General features: G+C 75.4%; 17 protein-coding genes. 12 read left to right on the top strand and 5 right to left on the bottom strand.

The window, feature by feature from the left end; genetic code table 11:
• Positions 1–22: 22 nt before the first annotated feature.
• The 3 genes from GA0070558_RS10250 (at position 23) to GA0070558_RS10240 (ending at position 2,763) form a co-directional block, all read left to right on the top strand.
• The gene (locus GA0070558_RS10250) at positions 23–808 is read left to right on the top strand and encodes a methyltransferase domain-containing protein (protein ID WP_091277989.1); all 786 of its coding nucleotides are present in this window, start codon (positions 23–25) and stop codon (positions 806–808) included.
• 94 nt (positions 809–902) lie between these two features.
• Positions 903–1,952 carry a type III polyketide synthase gene (locus GA0070558_RS10245; protein ID WP_091277987.1) on the top strand — a complete coding sequence of 350 codons (1,050 nt, stop codon included), beginning with the start codon at positions 903–905 and terminating at the stop codon, positions 1,950–1,952.
• Between the two features lie 127 nt (positions 1,953–2,079).
• Positions 2,080–2,763, top strand: a complete 684-nt coding sequence (locus tag GA0070558_RS10240) for a hypothetical protein (RefSeq protein ID WP_141722192.1) — start codon at positions 2,080–2,082, stop codon at positions 2,761–2,763.
• A gap of 18 nt (positions 2,764–2,781) precedes the next feature.
• On the opposite strand, the gene GA0070558_RS10235 is transcribed toward GA0070558_RS10240, so the two are convergent.
• Positions 2,782–3,513: a hypothetical protein gene (locus GA0070558_RS10235; RefSeq protein WP_077938051.1), complete on the bottom strand. Its 732-nt coding sequence runs from the start codon at positions 3,511–3,513 to the stop codon at positions 2,782–2,784.
• A gap of 328 nt (positions 3,514–3,841) precedes the next feature.
• Between GA0070558_RS10235 and GA0070558_RS10230 the strand changes: the two genes are divergently transcribed.
• The 4 genes from GA0070558_RS10230 to GA0070558_RS10215 are packed head-to-tail and all read left to right on the top strand — an operon-like array spanning position 3,842 to position 6,606.
• Positions 3,842–4,327: a CarD family transcriptional regulator gene (locus tag GA0070558_RS10230; protein WP_013288937.1), complete on the top strand. Its 486-nt coding sequence runs from the start codon at positions 3,842–3,844 to the stop codon at positions 4,325–4,327.
• 52 nt (positions 4,328–4,379) lie between these two features.
• On the top strand, positions 4,380–5,075 hold the full coding sequence (gene ispD / locus GA0070558_RS10225) for a 2-C-methyl-D-erythritol 4-phosphate cytidylyltransferase (protein WP_091277983.1): 696 nt from the start codon (positions 4,380–4,382) through the stop codon (positions 5,073–5,075).
• A 16-nt stretch (positions 5,076–5,091) separates the two neighbouring features.
• Entirely contained in the window at positions 5,092–5,574 is a 483-nt protein-coding gene (gene ispF / locus GA0070558_RS10220; RefSeq protein ID WP_043965064.1) for a 2-C-methyl-D-erythritol 2,4-cyclodiphosphate synthase, read from the top strand.
• A gap of 9 nt (positions 5,575–5,583) precedes the next feature.
• Positions 5,584–6,606: a tetratricopeptide repeat protein gene (locus GA0070558_RS10215; RefSeq protein ID WP_077938052.1), complete on the top strand. Its 1,023-nt coding sequence runs from the start codon at positions 5,584–5,586 to the stop codon at positions 6,604–6,606.
• Between the two features lie 62 nt (positions 6,607–6,668).
• Here the strand turns inward: GA0070558_RS10215 and GA0070558_RS10210 are convergent, their stop codons facing one another.
• Together GA0070558_RS10210 and GA0070558_RS10205 are read right to left on the bottom strand one after the other, a co-directional pair.
• Complete coding sequence (locus GA0070558_RS10210) at positions 6,669–7,367, bottom strand: histidine phosphatase family protein (RefSeq protein ID WP_091277981.1); 699 nt, start codon at positions 7,365–7,367, stop codon at positions 6,669–6,671.
• Positions 7,368–7,385: 18 nt separating this feature from the next.
• On the bottom strand, positions 7,386–8,567 hold the full coding sequence (locus GA0070558_RS10205; RefSeq protein ID WP_091277979.1) for a homogentisate 1,2-dioxygenase: 1,182 nt from the start codon (positions 8,565–8,567) through the stop codon (positions 7,386–7,388).
• A gap of 133 nt (positions 8,568–8,700) precedes the next feature.
• Here GA0070558_RS10205 and GA0070558_RS10200 point away from each other — a divergent pair, with 133 nt between their 5' ends.
• The 5 genes from GA0070558_RS10200 (at position 8,701) to GA0070558_RS10180 (ending at position 13,266) form a co-directional block, all read left to right on the top strand.
• A complete protein-coding gene (locus GA0070558_RS10200) occupies positions 8,701–9,684 on the top strand; it encodes a hypothetical protein (protein WP_091277976.1) in 984 nt (327 codons plus the stop codon).
• On the top strand, positions 9,681–10,877 hold the full coding sequence (gene fahA, locus GA0070558_RS10195) for a fumarylacetoacetase (RefSeq protein ID WP_091277975.1): 1,197 nt from the start codon (positions 9,681–9,683) through the stop codon (positions 10,875–10,877). The genes GA0070558_RS10200 and fahA overlap by 4 nt, the downstream gene beginning before the upstream one ends.
• A gap of 244 nt (positions 10,878–11,121) precedes the next feature.
• The gene (locus GA0070558_RS10190) at positions 11,122–11,331 is read left to right on the top strand and encodes a DUF397 domain-containing protein (RefSeq protein ID WP_091278157.1); all 210 of its coding nucleotides are present in this window, start codon (positions 11,122–11,124) and stop codon (positions 11,329–11,331) included.
• A gap of 112 nt (positions 11,332–11,443) precedes the next feature.
• Complete coding sequence (locus GA0070558_RS10185; protein WP_091277973.1) at positions 11,444–11,926, top strand: SRPBCC family protein; 483 nt, start codon at positions 11,444–11,446, stop codon at positions 11,924–11,926.
• 86 nt (positions 11,927–12,012) lie between these two features.
• On the top strand, positions 12,013–13,266 hold the full coding sequence (locus GA0070558_RS10180) for an outer membrane protein assembly factor BamB family protein (protein WP_091277971.1): 1,254 nt from the start codon (positions 12,013–12,015) through the stop codon (positions 13,264–13,266).
• On the opposite strand, the gene GA0070558_RS10175 is transcribed toward GA0070558_RS10180, so the two are convergent.
• Positions 13,224–14,270 (bottom strand): COG1470 family protein, encoded by a 1,047-nt coding sequence (locus tag GA0070558_RS10175; RefSeq protein WP_141722191.1) that lies wholly within the window; start codon positions 14,268–14,270, stop codon positions 13,224–13,226. The genes GA0070558_RS10180 and GA0070558_RS10175 overlap by 43 nt on opposite strands.
• 34 nt (positions 14,271–14,304) lie before the next feature.
• Positions 14,305–14,859: a hypothetical protein gene (locus GA0070558_RS33330; protein WP_077938061.1), complete on the bottom strand. Its 555-nt coding sequence runs from the start codon at positions 14,857–14,859 to the stop codon at positions 14,305–14,307.
• Positions 14,860–14,985: the final 126 nt, after the last annotated feature.

Below are 14,985 nucleotides of genomic sequence, written 5' to 3'. Positions count from 1 at the left end.
CGGTCGTGCCACGCTCGGTGCCATGCGTGACGGATCGTCCTCCGTGTCCGACCGGCCGCGCGTGCTGCCGCCGAACGATCCCCGGCAGTACGACGACCTGGCCGACGAGTGGTGGCGTCCCGACGGGGCGTTCGCCATGCTGCACTGGCTCGCCCGCGCCCGGGCGGCCCTGGTGCCGCCGGCCACCCGGCCCGACGCCCTCCTGGTCGACCTGGGCTGCGGCGCCGGCCTGCTCGCCCCGCACCTGGCGGGCAAGGGCTACCGGCACGTCGGCGTCGACCTCACCCGCTCCGCCCTGACCCAGGCCGCCGCGCACGGGGTGGCCCCGGTCAACGGCGACGCCACCGCCGTTCCGCTGGCCGACGGCTGCGCCGACGTGGTGGCCGCAGGTGAGCTGCTGGAACACGTGCCGGACTGGCGGGCCGCCGTGGCGGAGGCGGGCCGGCTGCTGCGGCCGGGCGGCCTGCTGGTGCTGGACACGCTCAACGACACCGCGCTGAGCCGGCTGGTCGCGGTGGAGATCGGTGAGCGGCTGCCGACGGTGCCCCGGGGCATCCACGATCCACGGTTGTTCGTGGACGACCGGGAGTTGATCGCCGAGTGCGCCCGGCACGGCGTCGAGCTGCGGGTCCGGGGCGTCCGGCCGGAGCTGGGCGGCACCCTGCGCTGGCTGGTCCGCCGGCTGCGGGCCGGCCGCCAGCCGCAGGTGGGCGGCGGCCTGTCGCCGTCGGGCGGGCGGGAGCCCCGGATCAGGTCGACCTGGTCGACGGCGGTGCTCTACCAGGGGCGCGGCGTCCGGCGCGGATAGCCGGGCCCGCGCAGGGGTACAGGTGAGGCCGGACCGCGACAGCTCCGCCTCTCGTTGGTGACGACGTGGGGTACGCGAACGAGAGGTGGGGAACGTGGCCGTACCGGTGATCGCGGGTCTGGGCACGGCGCAGCCGCCGGGGGCCACGCAGGACGAACTCTGGTCGGGCTTCTTCGCCGGCCACTTCCCCGACGCCACCCGGGCGCTCGCGCAGCGGATCTTCGCCAACTCCGGCGTGACGCGGCGGCAGGCGGCGGTCAACCCGCTGCTGGAGGACGTCTCGGACTGGCCGACGGAGCGCCGGATGCGCCGCTACCAGGTCGAGGCGCTGCCGCTGGGCAAGGAGGCGGTCGGCCGGGCGCTCACCGCCGCCGGCCTGGACGCCGGGGACGTCGGCATGTTCATCGTCTGCTCGTGCACCGGGTACGCCACGCCCGGCCTGGACATCCTCCTCGCCCGGGACCTGGGCATGGCCCCGCACACCCAGCGGATGGTCGTCGGCCACATGGGCTGCTACGCGGCCCTGCCGGGGCTCGGCGCGGCCGGTGACTTCGTCACCGCCCGGCAGCGGCCGGCGCTGCTGCTCTGCGCGGAGCTGACCAGCCTGCACATCCAGCCCGCGACGGCCCGGCTGGACACCCAGCAGATCGTCTCCCACGCCCTCTTCTCGGACGCCGCCGTCGCCGCCGTGGTCGTCCCCGGCGGCCGGGGGTACGCGCTGCGCGAGGTGACCGCCATCACCGACACGTCCACGGCGGACCACATGACCTGGGACGTCACCGACACCGGCTTCCGGATGGGGCTGTCCCCGAAGGTCCCGCAGGTGCTCTCCCGCCACGTCCGGGGCCTGGTCGACGACCTGCTGGACCGGCACGGCGCGACGCTGTCGGAGGTGGGCGGCTGGGCGGTGCACCCGGGCGGCCCGCGCATCCTGGACGTGGTGGAACGCGAGCTGGCGCTGCCGCCGCAGGCGCTGGACGCGGCCCGCGCCACCCTGGACGCCCACGGCAACTGCTCCTCGGCGACGGTGCTGCTGATCCTGGACCGGCTGCTCCGCGCGCAACGCCCGGCCGAGCGGATCCTGATGCTCGCCTTCGGCCCCGGCCTGACCCTCTACGCCGCCCTCCTGGACCACACCCCCTGACCCACCCTCCCCGCCCCCAGGTTCGCCCCGGTGATCAAGAGAAAAGTGTCAAAGTTGATCTCGACGATGACGCAAAGCTCTTGATCACCGAGCCGAGCGGAGGGTGGGGCGGGTTAGGCTCAGCGGTGTGGGTGGGGCGGGGGATGTCTGGGTTGATCGGCTGCGGGGCGGGGTGCTGGCCGGGTTGGCCGTGCTCCTCGTGGTCGCCGGCGGCGCGTGGTGGCGGGGCGCGGCTCCCCGGATCGACCCGACGGGTGGGCCGGACCGTTCGTCCGACATGGACGCCGTGGGCGCCGTGGATTCTGTAGACGCTGTGGACTCCGTGCCAACGGGCCGGGAAACGGTTCGGGTCGCCCCCGGTGACAGTCCCCAGTTCTTCGTCGTCGATCCGGCGAACGGTCGGGTGGTCTTCAGGTCCCCGCGCCGGGCCGTCGTCCTCGACGGACCCACCGGGCGGGTGCTGGCCGACGATGCCAGCGGGTCCGTTTCCTACGACCGGGGCGGCGACCTCGGTGGGTTCGGCACCCTGTGGCAGGCCCGGCTGACCCTGCGCCCCGGCCTGCCGCCGCAGCAGCGTGCCGTTCCCGCCGCCGGGTCCCGGCCCCACCTGCTCCAGGCCCGGTGCACCGGCCTGGGAGAGCTGGTGCTGGTGGCCTTCCCCTTCGGCCAGCGGGAGAGCCACCGGGTGGCGTGCGACGGCTCGTCCGCCACCGTGCTGCTCGACGGCGGGAGGAAGCTCCGCTTCGTCCTCGCCGCGTCCGGCGACGCCCCGGTCGTGGTCGACGCCCGGCTGGCGGCGCTCGTCTTCTGAGCCGCAACGCAGGGCGGCTCAGGTGCCGAGGCGGGCCAGGTCGGCGCGGTAGTCCTCGGCGGAGCGCAGCTCCGCAACCACCCGGACCAGCACGCCGGCGCGGTCGACCAGCAGGGCGGTGGCCGCCCCGGGCTGCGCCGGCAGCCGCAGGAAGGTGCGCAGGCCGCCGGCCGGGTCGGCGAGCGGACGTACGGTCGCGGTGGCCGACGCCGGGGTGGCGTGGACCGTGCGGCCACCCTCCACGGTGACCACGGTCACGCCGGGCGGGGCGAGCGCCGCGGCCTCGGCGACCCGCTCGGGGCAGGGGCAGGCGTCCACCAGGATGATCACGGCGGGCGTGAGGCCGCGCAGCGAGACGGCCGAGTTCCCGGCGTCGACCAGGTCCAGCGCCGGCAGCGCCCGGCCGCTCAGGTCGGTCGCCGTCGGGTACGGCACGACGGTGGGGCGGTCGCCGCCCCGGGGCGACCGGGGCCAGGTGACGGCGAACAGGCCGGCGAGGGTGATCAGCAGCGTGACCAGCAGGACGAGCAGCGGCAGCCGCAGCGGTGGCCGGCCGTCGGGGCGGGGGAGCAGGCCGAGGCGGCGACGCCAGCGGGTCTGGTTGGCCTGGCGGCGCAGCTCGCGGCGGACCCGTGCCGCCTCCTCCGCGAGCGCGGACGGGTCGTCCGGCACGACGATGCGGCCCCACTCCGGTGGCAGGCCGGGGAGGCCGTCGGCGGAGCCCTGGCCCTCTGCGTCGGGCATGCCCATCGGACCCCCTGCAACCGTCTCGGCGCGCGGACAGTGTTGTGCCTCCAGGGTCCCGCACCGCTAGCTCCTCCCGCTACACCTGGGCGCGGCTGGCGCGACCGGGATACCATGGGAACAGCGCATAGCCCGAGAAATCCACGCTCCGATCACCCACGTCGGGGTGTCATCCGCCAATCACGGAGCGTGTTCAGACCATCGGTTTGGCCTCCTGTCAAGCTGAAGAAATACCTCTCACAGGGCCCCTGAGCTGCGCCAACGGTCAGGACAGCGGTGGGACATCGGTGCCTGAGCGTGTTACCCTAGACACAGCGAAAGGGGTTTCGAACCTATGGTTTTCAGTGTCGGCGAGACCGTTGTTTACCCCCACCACGGGGCCGCACTCATCGAGGCAATCGAGACTCGGGTCATCAAGGGCGAGCCCAGGGAATACCTCGTCCTCAGGGTCGCGCAGGGTGACCTGACGGTCCGGGTGCCCGCTGAGAACGCCGAGATCGTGGGCGTGCGCGAAGTGGTCGGCGAAGAGGGCCTGGGCAAGGTCTTCGACGTCCTCCGGGCTCCGCACACCGAGGAGCCGACCAACTGGTCGCGGCGTTACAAGGCGAATCTGGAGAAGCTGGCCTCCGGCAACCCGCTGAAGGTGGCCGAGGTCGTGCGCGACCTGTGGCGCCGGGAGCGGGAGCGGGGCCTGTCGGCGGGCGAGAAGCGCATGCTCGCCAAGGCGCGGGACATTCTCGTCGGCGAGGTCGCGCTGGCCGAGAAGAGCACCAAGGACGAGGCGGAGACGCTGCTCGACAAGGTGCTGACCGAGGCCTGATCCGCACCTGATCATCGACCACCCCGCAGCAGCAGAATCCGAGGACCGCGACGTGACCGCGCAGCTCAATCCGCGCGGTGACGTCGCGGTCCTCGTGCCTGCGGCCGGTGCCGGCGTACGCCTGGGCCCGGGCGCGCCCAAGGCCCTGCGTCCCCTTGCCGGTGAGCCGCTGCTCGTGCACGCCGTGCGCCGGATCGCCGCCGCCGCGTCCGTGCACACGATCGTGGTGGCCGCCCCGGCGGCCGAGGTCGAGGCGGTCCGCGACCTGTTGACCCCGGTCGCCCCGGTGACGGTCGTCCCCGGCGGGGCGGAACGCCAGGCGTCCGTGGCCGCCGCGCTGGCCGCCGTCCCCGCCGGCCCGGAGATCATCCTGGTGCACGACGCGGCCCGCGCGCTCACCCCGCCCGAGCTGGTCGAGTCCGTCGCCGCGGCGGTCCGCTCCGGGCACGACGCGGTGATCCCCGTCCTCCCGGTCGTCGACACGATCAAGGAGGTCGGCCCGGGCGAGGTGGTCCTCGGCACGGTCGACCGGTCCGCCCTGCGCGCCGTGCAGACCCCGCAGGGCTTCCGCCGGGCGGTGCTGACCGCCGCCCACGAGGCGGCCGGCGACCCGCTCACCGACGACGCGGGCCTCGTCGAGAAGCAGGGCGTGCCGGTGGTCTGCGTCCCCGGCTCCGAGCACGCCCTCAAGGTCACCCGCCCGTTCGACCTCGCGCTGGCCGAGCACCTGCTGGCCGGCGGCGCGTGACGCGTACCCTCGGTTCATGATCGTTCCTCGGGTGGCCATCGGCACCGACGTGCACGCCTTCGAGGCGGGCCGACCCTGCTGGCTGGCCGGCCTGCTCTGGCCCGACCAGGACGGCCTGGCCGGGCACTCCGACGCCGACGTGGTCGCGCACGCCGCCTGCAACGCGCTGCTCTCCGCCGCCGGCCTCGGCGACCTCGGCGCCAACTTCGGCGTGGCCGAGCCCGAATGGGCGGGGGCGCCCGGGGTGGCGCTGCTCACCGAGACCGCCCGCCGGGTCCGGGCGGCCGGCTTCGAGATCGGCAACGTCTCCGTGCAGGTCGTCGGCAACCGGCCGAAGATCGGCCCGCGTCGCGCCGAGGCCGAGGCGGTGCTTTCCGAGGCGGTCGGCGCGCCGGTGACCGTCTCCGCTGCCACCACCGACGGGCTCGGCTTCACCGGGCGCGGCGAAGGGCTCGCCGGCATCGCGGTGGCCCTGGTCCACCCGGTCCCGCCCGCGTAGGGTCGCCCGATGTCGAGCGACGCCACCGCCGAGGGGTACCTCCAGCGCGCCCAACTCCTGGCCGACCTCGGCCGGTACGACGAGGCCGCCGGGGAGGTCGGCCTCGCCCTCGCCCTGGAGCCGGCGAACGCCGACGCGCTGACCACCCTCGCCCGGGTGCACCTGGCCGCCGGCCGCCCCGCCGAGGCGCGCGCCGCCGCCGAGGCGGCCCTGGCCCTCGCCCCGGACGCCGTCGCCCCGCTCGTCGCCCGCGGGCTGGCCCTGGTCGAGCAGGGCGAGTACGCCGAGGCGGCCGGCACCGCGGGCCGGTTGCTCGCCGCCGCAGACGACGCGTACGCCCAGCGCAGCGCCGCCGCGATCCTGTCCGGCTCCCGCAACGGGCAGCCGGCCCTCAACGCCGCCTGGCGGGGCGTCGAGCTGGCCCCGGAGGAGTCCCAGGCGCACCTGGTGCTCGCCCTCGTCGCCGCCCGGCTGCGGCTGTACGACCTGGCCGAGCGGGCGTACCGGGAGGCGCTGCGGCTCGACCCGGAGCTGGACCGGGCCGGCGACGAGCCGGGAATCGTCCGGCTGGAACGACGCTGGTACGCGGCGGCGCTCGCGGAGCTGGCGGAGAGCGTGCCGGCCGTCCAGGCGGCCCCGGTCGCGCCCGACAGGCCCCGGGGCGTCGTCGACGACCTGCGCCGGCTCGTGCTGTACGGGGCGGGCTGGACCCTCGTGGGTGCCGTGCTGGTGGCGGTCGCGGCGGCCGGGACGTCGTCGTCCGGCCCGTCGAGGTTCCTCGCGGTGCTGGTGGCGGTGAGCGGGGCGGTGCTGGGCTGGCTGCTCGCGGCGCGGGTGCCGGGGCTGACCCGTACGGTGCTGCCCGGGCTGCTGCGCTCGGACCGGTCGCTGGCCCTGGCGGTGTACGCGGTGGCCGCCGGGCCGGTGCTGTTGCTGGTCTACGCGGCGGTGGGGACGCCGTGGCCGCTCGTGGCGGCGATCGCGGTGGCGGCGGTGGCGGAGTTGGCGGTGTTCTCCCGGACGGTGCGCTGAGTCGTCCTGTCGCGTCGGGTGCGGGGTGGGGTTCGCCGGGGAGCCCGGCATCCTGGCTCCGCTCATCCGGTCAGGTGGGGGGTGGCGGCGAACTCGACCAGGGCGAGGCGGCCGTCGGCGTGGACATAGCGGGTGAGCGAGGTGTTGGCGACCGGGGTGACGGTGAGGATCGCGTCGAGGTCGGTGAACGACAGTCGGTCGAGGAGGTGCCGTACGGCGACGACCACGGCGTCGTGAGCCACGACCAGGATCCGCTGCCCGGCATGCCGGCTGTTCAGGTCGGTGAGGACGGCGCCGATGCGTGCGGCGACGTCGTCGAACGTCTCACCGCCCGGCGGCCGGTAGGCGTAGAGGCCGTCGGCGGCGAGCCGGGCCGCTTCGGCGGGGAACCTCCGGGCGATCATGAGGGGGGTCAGCAGCTCCAGGTCCCCCATGAGCCGGTCACCCAGCCGGTCGTCGATGCACGCCTGGGGATGGGGGCTGCCGAGCGTGGCGGCGGTGTCGGCGGCCTGCGCCCACGTCTGCCGGGCTCTCCGGTAGGGGGAACAGACGACCGCCTCGGGGATCTGGTCTGCGGGTCGGGTGGCGAGCCAACGGCCGAGGTGGGTGGCCTGCTGCCAGCCGAGCGGTGACAGCTCGATGTCGGCGTCGCGCCCGGTGAGGCCGTGGTCGGCCAGCCCGCAGGCCTGCGCGTCGGCGAAGGCCACGTTCGCGGTGCTCTGCCCGTGGCGGACGATGGTCAGCTGCGCGACGGTGTCCATGTCCTGATGGTCCGGGGCTCAGCCGGCCGGAGTGGTGCCGGGCCGGGCCCAGGTCCAGGCGTACGCGGGGTCCTCGCACTCGTCCGCCGCGGCGCACAGGTCGAGGGGGCGGAACGTGTCGACCATGACGGCCAGCTCGTCGAAGAAGTCGACGCCGATCGAGCGCTCGGCCGCGCCGGGCTGGGGGCCGTGGGTGAAGCCGGACGGGTGCAGGGAGATGGAGCCCTGCCCGATGCCGGAGCCGCGCCGGGCCTCGTAGTTGCCGCCGGTGTAGAACAGCATCTCGTCGGAGTCGACGTTGTGGTGGTGGTAGGGCACCGGGATGGCGTCGGGGTGGTAGTCGACCTTGCGGGGCACGAACGAGCAGATCACGAAGTTGGGGCCCTGGAACGTCTGGTGCACGGGCGGCGGCTGGTGGATGCGGCCGGTGATCGGCTCGAAGTCGTGGATGGAGAACGCCCACGGGTAGAGGTGGCCGTCCCAGCCGACGACGTCGAACGGGTGGTGCGCGTAGACGTACCTCGTCCAACCGCGCCGGTGCCGGACCAGGACCTCGACGTCGGAGCCGTCGACGAGCAGCGGGGCGTCCGGCCCCCGGACGTCGCGCTCGCAGTAGGGCGAGTGCTCCAGGAACTGGCCGCGCACCGACAGGTAGCGCTTGGGCGGGCCGACGTGCCCGGCGGCCTCGATGGCCAGCAGCCGGGCCGGCTCGTCGCCGGTGGGGACGAGTCGGTGGATGGTCGACGTCGGGATGATCACGTAGTCGCCGGCCACCGCGTCGAGCGCGCCGAACGGTGACTCGACCCGCAGCGCCCCGGACTCCAGGTAGAGGCAGTGGTCGCCGGTGGCGTCACGGAACAGCGGGGACGGCCGGTCGGCCGACACGTACGCGATGCGCACGTCGTCGTTGGCGAGGAGGTAGCGCCGGCCGAGGATCGGGTCGGCCCCGGTGTGGTCGAGCTGGTGGGTGCGCAGGTGGCGGGGCTTGAGCGGCAGGTTGGGCACGCGGGTGACGGCCGGCGGGTCGTACGCCTCGGCGGCGACGATCGCGGTGGGGGCGTGCCGGTGGTAGAGCAGGGACGAGTCGGCGGAGAAGCCCTCCTGGCCCATCAGCTCCTCGGCGTAGAGGGTGCCGTCGGGCTGGCGGAACTGGGTGTGCCGCTTGCGGGGCACCTCGCCGACGCTGCGGTAGTACGGCATGTCGCCTCCCGATTCGTCGCGTTCACCCGAGCATGGGCGCGTTCACCGGCCATCGTCCCGTTCACCGGCCGCTCGCGTCCGATAGTCGGACGCTGTTGTCCGTTCCTTGTAGCGTCCCGTAAGTTCTTGTTCCGTGTCAACGCACGTGCCACACCTCCTCGCCGGCCTCGTCGACGACGCCGCCGTCTTCCCGCCCGGCAGTGCGGCGCTGCCCGACGCGCTCGCCGCGCACCGTCGGCACCGTGCCTCCTGGTACGCCGACCTGGTCGGCCCGCTGCTCGTGCCCGCCTCGGCGGTCGTCTCCGGCGAGCTGGCCCGAGAACTGGTCGACGCGCCGGATGGCCCGGCCGGCCCCGCCGCGTCCGCCGGCGACAGCGCCGCGAACGGCCCCGGGGTCGGGTCGAGCCTCGTGGTCGGGCTGATCGGCGACACCGGGATCGACGGGCTGCCCGCCGCGCTGGCCGCCCTGCCGGCCGGCGTCACCGCCCGCCAGGTCGAGGTGGCCGTCGCCAAGCGCGGCGAGGACCCCCTGCCCGGCCTGACCGCGCTGCTGGGCCTGGCCGGGCGGTCCGGCGGGGTCGACGTCCACGCCGAGCTGCCGCTGACGTTCGGGCTGATGGGGGCGCTCGACGCGGTCGCCGCCGCCCGCGCCGACGGGGTGCCGGTCGCGGCGAAGTTCCGCACCGGCGGGCTGGCCGCCGAGTTGTTCCCCACCCCGGTCGAGCTGGCCGCCGTGATCTGCGCCTGCCGGGACCGGGCGCTGCCGTTCAAGCTGACCGCCGGGCTGCACCACGCCGTGCGGCACCGCGACCCGGAGACCGGCTTCACCCACCACGGCTTCGGCAACGTGCTCGCCGCGACCCTCGCCGCCGCCGACGGGGCCGAGGTGGACGAGGTGGCCGCCGTGCTCGCCACCACCGACCCGGTGCCGCTCGTCGAGCGGGCCCGGGCCGCCCGCGCCGCCGACCGGCCGCTGTGGGTGGGGTACGGCTCGTGCAGCATCACCGAACCACTGACCGACCTGATCCGGCTGGGCCTGGTCGACGCAGGACACGACGGGAGCGGGGGAGACGACGTGAACGCAGGACACGACGGTGACGGGGGACACGGGGCATGACCTGGGTGACGGGTGCCGAGGGCTCGGCGTACGGGGTGCGCAACCTGCCGTACGGGGTGTTCCGCTCCGGCGGGGGCGACCCCCGCGTCGGCGTACGGATCGGGGAGTTCGTGCTCGACCTGGGCGCGGCCGAGGCGGCCGGGCTGGTGCTGGCCGCCGGCGCGCTGGGCCGGTCCACGCTCAACGCGTTCCTGGCGCTGGGGCGGCCGCAGTGGACCGCCGTCCGGCAGCGGGTGACCGAGCTGCTCACCGACCCCGCCCACCGGCCGGCCGTCGAGCCGCTGCTGGTGCCGCTGGCCGAGGCCGAGCTGCTGCTGCCGTTCGAGGTGGCCGACTATGTCGACTTCTACTCCTCCGAGCACCACGCGGGCAACGTCGGGCAGATCTTCCGCCCCGGCCAGCCGCCGCTGCTGCCCAACTGGAAGCACCTGCCGATCGGCTACCACGGCCGGGCCGGCACGGTGGTGGTGTCCGGCACGCCGGTCGTGCGCCCCACCGGGCAGCGGGCCACCCCGGACGGGCCGGTCTGCGGGCCGTCCGTGCGCCTCGACATCGAGGCCGAGGTGGGCTTCGTCGTCGGCGTGCCCAGCGTGCTCGGCGAGCCGGTCGGAGTGGCCGACTTCGCCGACCACGTCTTCGGGGTGGTGCTGGTCAACGACTGGTCGGCGCGGGACATCCAGGCCTGGGAGTACCAGCCGCTCGGCCCGTTCCTCGGCAAGTCCTTCGCCACCTCCGTGTCGGCCTGGGTGACCCCGCTGGACGCGCTCGCCGACGCGTTCGTGCCCGCCCCCGAGCAGGACCCGCCGGTCGCGGAGTACCTGCGGGACGTGCCGCACGTGGGGCTGGACCTGCGGCTGGTCGTGGAGTGGAACGGCGAGCGGGTCAGCGAGCCGCCGTTCGCCACCATGTACTGGACGCCCGCCCAGCAGTTGGCGCACCTCACCGTCAACGGCGCGTCCCTGCGCACCGGCGACCTGTACGCCTCCGGCACCGTCTCCGGCCCCCGGCGGGATCAGGTCGGCTCGTTCCTGGAGCTGACCTGGGGCGGCGCGGAGCCGGTCACGGTCGGCGGGGCGGAGCGCACCTTTCTGGCCGACGGCGACACGGTCACCGTCACCGCCACCGCGCCGGGCCCCGACGGCACCACGATCGCCCTCGGCGAGGTGACCGGCACGATCCGCCCCGCCCGCTGACCCCGTCAGCGCCCCGCCGTCCGTTCCGCCCGCCGGCCCCGCCGCGCCCTTCGTCCGGGCCGTCCGGACCGGCGGACTCCACCCGGTGACAGCCGGGGAACCGCGGTCGCACATCAGGTGCGACCGGTGCCTGACCCCGCTCGTTGATCGAGCCGGGTTCCCCGCGTGGCGGAACCCGGCCGGCGGCTCCGGGTGGTGCCGCCCGGCCGTCGTGGGACGTCCCAACGGAGTGGAGGCAATGAACATGATCGATCTTTCGGGTGCCGTCTGGCGCACCAGCAGCCGCTCGAACGACCAGGGGCTGTGCGTCGAGGTGGCGGACAACCTGGTCAGCAGCGCCGGAGTCGTCGCCGTACGCGACTCCAAGGACCCGGCGGGCCCGGCGCTGACCGTCAGCCCGCCGGGCTGGACCGCGTTCGTCGACGCGATCCGGGTCGGGCGTTTCCTGGCCTGACCCTGACCCCGGGTGCCCGTCACCCCCGGATCGGCCACCAGCGGCGGAAGTTCCGCCGCTGGGGCCCCACCGCGCGCTCACCGGCCGTACCGTGGACGACACGGGAGGTGTCATGTCGACGGTCACGGTCACCGAGTTCATCGAGGCGCCCGCCGTCGACCTCTGGCGGCTCCTCGTCGACCTGCCGGTCCGCGCCGACTGGCTCCGCACGGTCGGCGGGGTCGAGCTGCTCACCCCCGGCCCGCTCGCCCCCGGCACGGCCTGGCGGGAGACCCGCACCCGGCCGGACGGGGGCACCCAGGCCGAGGAGTTCGTCGTGGTGGAGTGCGTTCCGCCCCGGCGGCTGGTGCTCGCCTCGCCGGGCATCGGCGTGTCCTACCGCACCACCTGGGTCCTGCGCACCGTCCAGCGCCGCCGCCGGGCCTGCACCGCCGTCACCGTCGCGCAGGAGGCGGTCGCCACGGCACCGTACGGTCGGGTGCTGGCCCTGCTCTTCGGCGGCCTGGCCGCCCGCGCGGTCGAGGGCACCTTCCGCCGCGACCTCGCCGACCTCTCCCGCGCCGCCCACCCACCGACCCCGGCCGAGGCGGCCTGAAAGCGCGCCGGGCCGGTGCGCCGGGCCGGGTGCCGGCCGGCACCGGAGCGGACCGGCCTCGGTAGGGTGCCGGGCGGAGGTGCGGCATGACTGTGGCGAAGGGACGGCGGGGCGTCGCGATGACACTCGCGGCGCTGGTCGGCGTCGCGGCGGTCGCCTTCGTCGTCCACCGGGTGCTCGCGCCGGCCGAGGTGGAGACCCCCGCCAGCGCCGCCTACCCGGCCACGGCCACCCCGACGATCGGCGTGGTGGGCCGGCTGCCGGCGGCCCCGCTGATCGTGGACGGCCGGCTCCGTGTCTACGCCGCCACCCGCCAGGTGTACGCCGACCAGCCCGCCGACTCCCGCAACCGGGTCACCCCGTACTGGTCGTACCGGCGCTGGCCGGCGGAGGTCAGCGGGGTGGTGGCGGACGCGACCACGGTCGTCAGCCGCTGGTCGGACGGGAAGCTGGTGGCGCTGGACGCGCGTACCGGACGGGTGGCCTGGCAGTCCGACGGCCCGGAGCCCGCCGACGGCTGGACCGCCCGCCGCACCGGGGCCGGCACCGTGTGGGCCCCGCCGGGGCTGTTCCTCGCCCGCGCCGCCGACGGCCGGCCCGTGCTGGTGGTCGCCGGCCCGGAGCGGGTCGCCGGCTTCGCGCTCGCCGACGGCCGGCGGCTCTGGTCGGTCGACGTGGACGGCGGATGCCGCGACGACGTGGCCACCACGTCGGCGGGGCAGCTCGTCGCCGTCGACCGGTGTGCCGCCCCGGTGGCCGTCGAGTTCCGCGACGTGGCCACCGGCACGCCGACGGTGCGCCTGACGCCGACCGGGGCCACCGCTGACCTCACCGTCACCCCGGTCGGCTGCGTGAGCCCCCGCTCCCGGTGCCGGGGCCTGCACGCCGAGGGCTTCGCCGACGGGGCGGGCCGCGGCTGGCTGGTCGGCACCGCCGACCCGGTCACCGCCCCGGGCCTGGACGCGGCCGGGACGGAGCTGGACGGCGAGCGCGCCGTCGGCACGGCCGGCGGGGTGGTGACCGCGCGGTCGGCCCGCACCGGCGAGGAACTGTGGCGGCGCGCCGACCTCGGCCCGGCCCGGATCCTGGCCGTCCAGCCCGGCCGGGTGCACCTGCTCACCGAGACCCGGGACCTGGTCACCCTCGACCCGAGGACCGGCGCGCAGCGCTCCCGCTTCCGGCTGGAGGTGGGCCGCGACGGCATCGGCTGGGCCGCCGGCCTGGCGTACGCGGGCGGCGGCTACGTGGCGGTGGAGCGGCTGCGCGAGCCGGTCGCCCCGGACGCCGACGACCAGCGCTACTTCCTGATGTCCGAGCCGGTGCTGCTCGCCGCCACCTGACGGCCCCGGTGAACGGCCGGTCCGACGACCGCCCGCCGCCGCCGACGGAGCCGGCGGACCAGCAGGGCGACTCCGGCAATCGCCGCCGCCGCGACGGCGAGGGACCCGCCGCGGAGCCACCAACTCCGGGCGAGGCGGTCGAACAGGGGGGTCCGCGTGCCGGCCTGGCCGGGCTCGGGAAAGGTGATCGTGCCGCTGGCGCTGCGTCTGACCTTGCCGCTCTCCAGGTCCAGGGCGATCCGCCACGGGCCGTCGGCCAGCTCGGCGGGGAAGAGCACCCGCACGCTGCCGGCCTCGCCCGCGGCCAGCGTCGTGCCCTGGACGACGTCGAACGGGCCGGCCCGGACCCCGCCCGGGCCGTCGGAGAGCGTGGCACTGCCACCCATGTCCAGGGCGCGCCCGCCGGTGTTGTGGACCGCGACGTCGACGGAGGGCCGGCCCCCGCCGTCCCGGGCCGGCACGACGTCGCCGATGGTGAAGTCGGACGGCGGCTCGCCGCCCGGCCCCACGTCGAGGTAGACCCGGACACCGACCCGGTGGACGATGTTGACGTTGGCCGAGGTGTCCCGGGCGGGAACTGTGGACGCCCAGACGACCCCGTAGCGCTCGCCGGCCGACGCCTCCCGGGGCACCCGCACGGTCGCGGTGAACCGGGCGCTCTCCTGCGGGTCGAGGGTGACCGAGCCTTCGTCGAGGGTGATCCAGCCGCTCAGCTCGTTGGCCGTGCGGCCCTCGGCGAACCGGAACTTGCCGTCGGCGACGTCAGCGCCGGCCGCGTACAGGTCGAGGCGGCGGCGCTCGGCGGAGTGGTTGACGACGCTGATCTTCCGCTTGATCGTGCTGCCGGGGGGCAGATGGTCGACGATGTAGCGCAACGCCCGGGGGTCGTCGTGCCGGGCGACGGGTGCCTCCAGCAGTTGGATCCCGATCGCGCGACTGTCGGGCTCCGCGGCCGGCGCGCCGGCCCGGGCAGGGACGCCCGGACCGGCGGCGCAGAGCAGCACCGCGGCCGACCAGGCCGCGAGGCGGATCAGCGGCTCAGGCGACCGAATGTGTCACCGTCCCGGTGTAGGTGCCGGACTGGTTGGCCGACGGCACGTTGACCTCGAGGGTCGGGTTCCAGGAGGCCGAGTTGATGCCGGTGCCGCCGGTGTGGGTGAACGCGGTGACCGGTGTGGTGTTGTCCAGCGGCACGGCGTTGCCGGAGGCGGTCTGCCCCTCGGTGAAGGTGCCGGTGCCGCTGGTGGCCGTCGCCGGGCCCGACCAGTAGTCGACGGCGGTGGCGGGGACGGTCTCGGTGGCGGTGGCGGTGCCGGTGGTGAAGTCGGTCGAGGTCACCGACGCCGTCCACGAGGCGTCGGCGCCCGTGGCCCGGGTGTCGGACACGGTCACGGTGCCGAGCTGCCCGGTGATCGTGGTGCCCGGCGCGCCGGAGCCGAGGTTGGCCGTGGCGGGCGCGTCGATGTCGAGGGTTCCGGCGAGGACGTCGAAGGTGACAGTGGTGGTGTCGGTCGGCGCGGCCAGCGCCGGCGAGGCGACCAGGGCGGCGGTGGCGGCCGCGGCGGTCGCGGCCAGGATCGTGCGAGTACGCATGCTCTCTCATCCCTTGCTCGGTTGGTGCGGACCGTCGTGGTCGAGGGCCCACGAGCCAGGATGGACGTTAGCGACAAGAGTGTCTTAAGGGTTTAAAACGGGACAAAAGCCTGGAGTTGGTCGTCC

It is taken from the genome of Micromonospora haikouensis (genome assembly GCF_900091595.1).
Taxonomy (GTDB): Bacteria; Actinomycetota; Actinomycetes; order Mycobacteriales; family Micromonosporaceae; genus Micromonospora; species Micromonospora haikouensis.
Note: the sequence above shows the minus strand (reverse complement) of the source record. Positions and strands in the feature narration are given on the sequence as shown.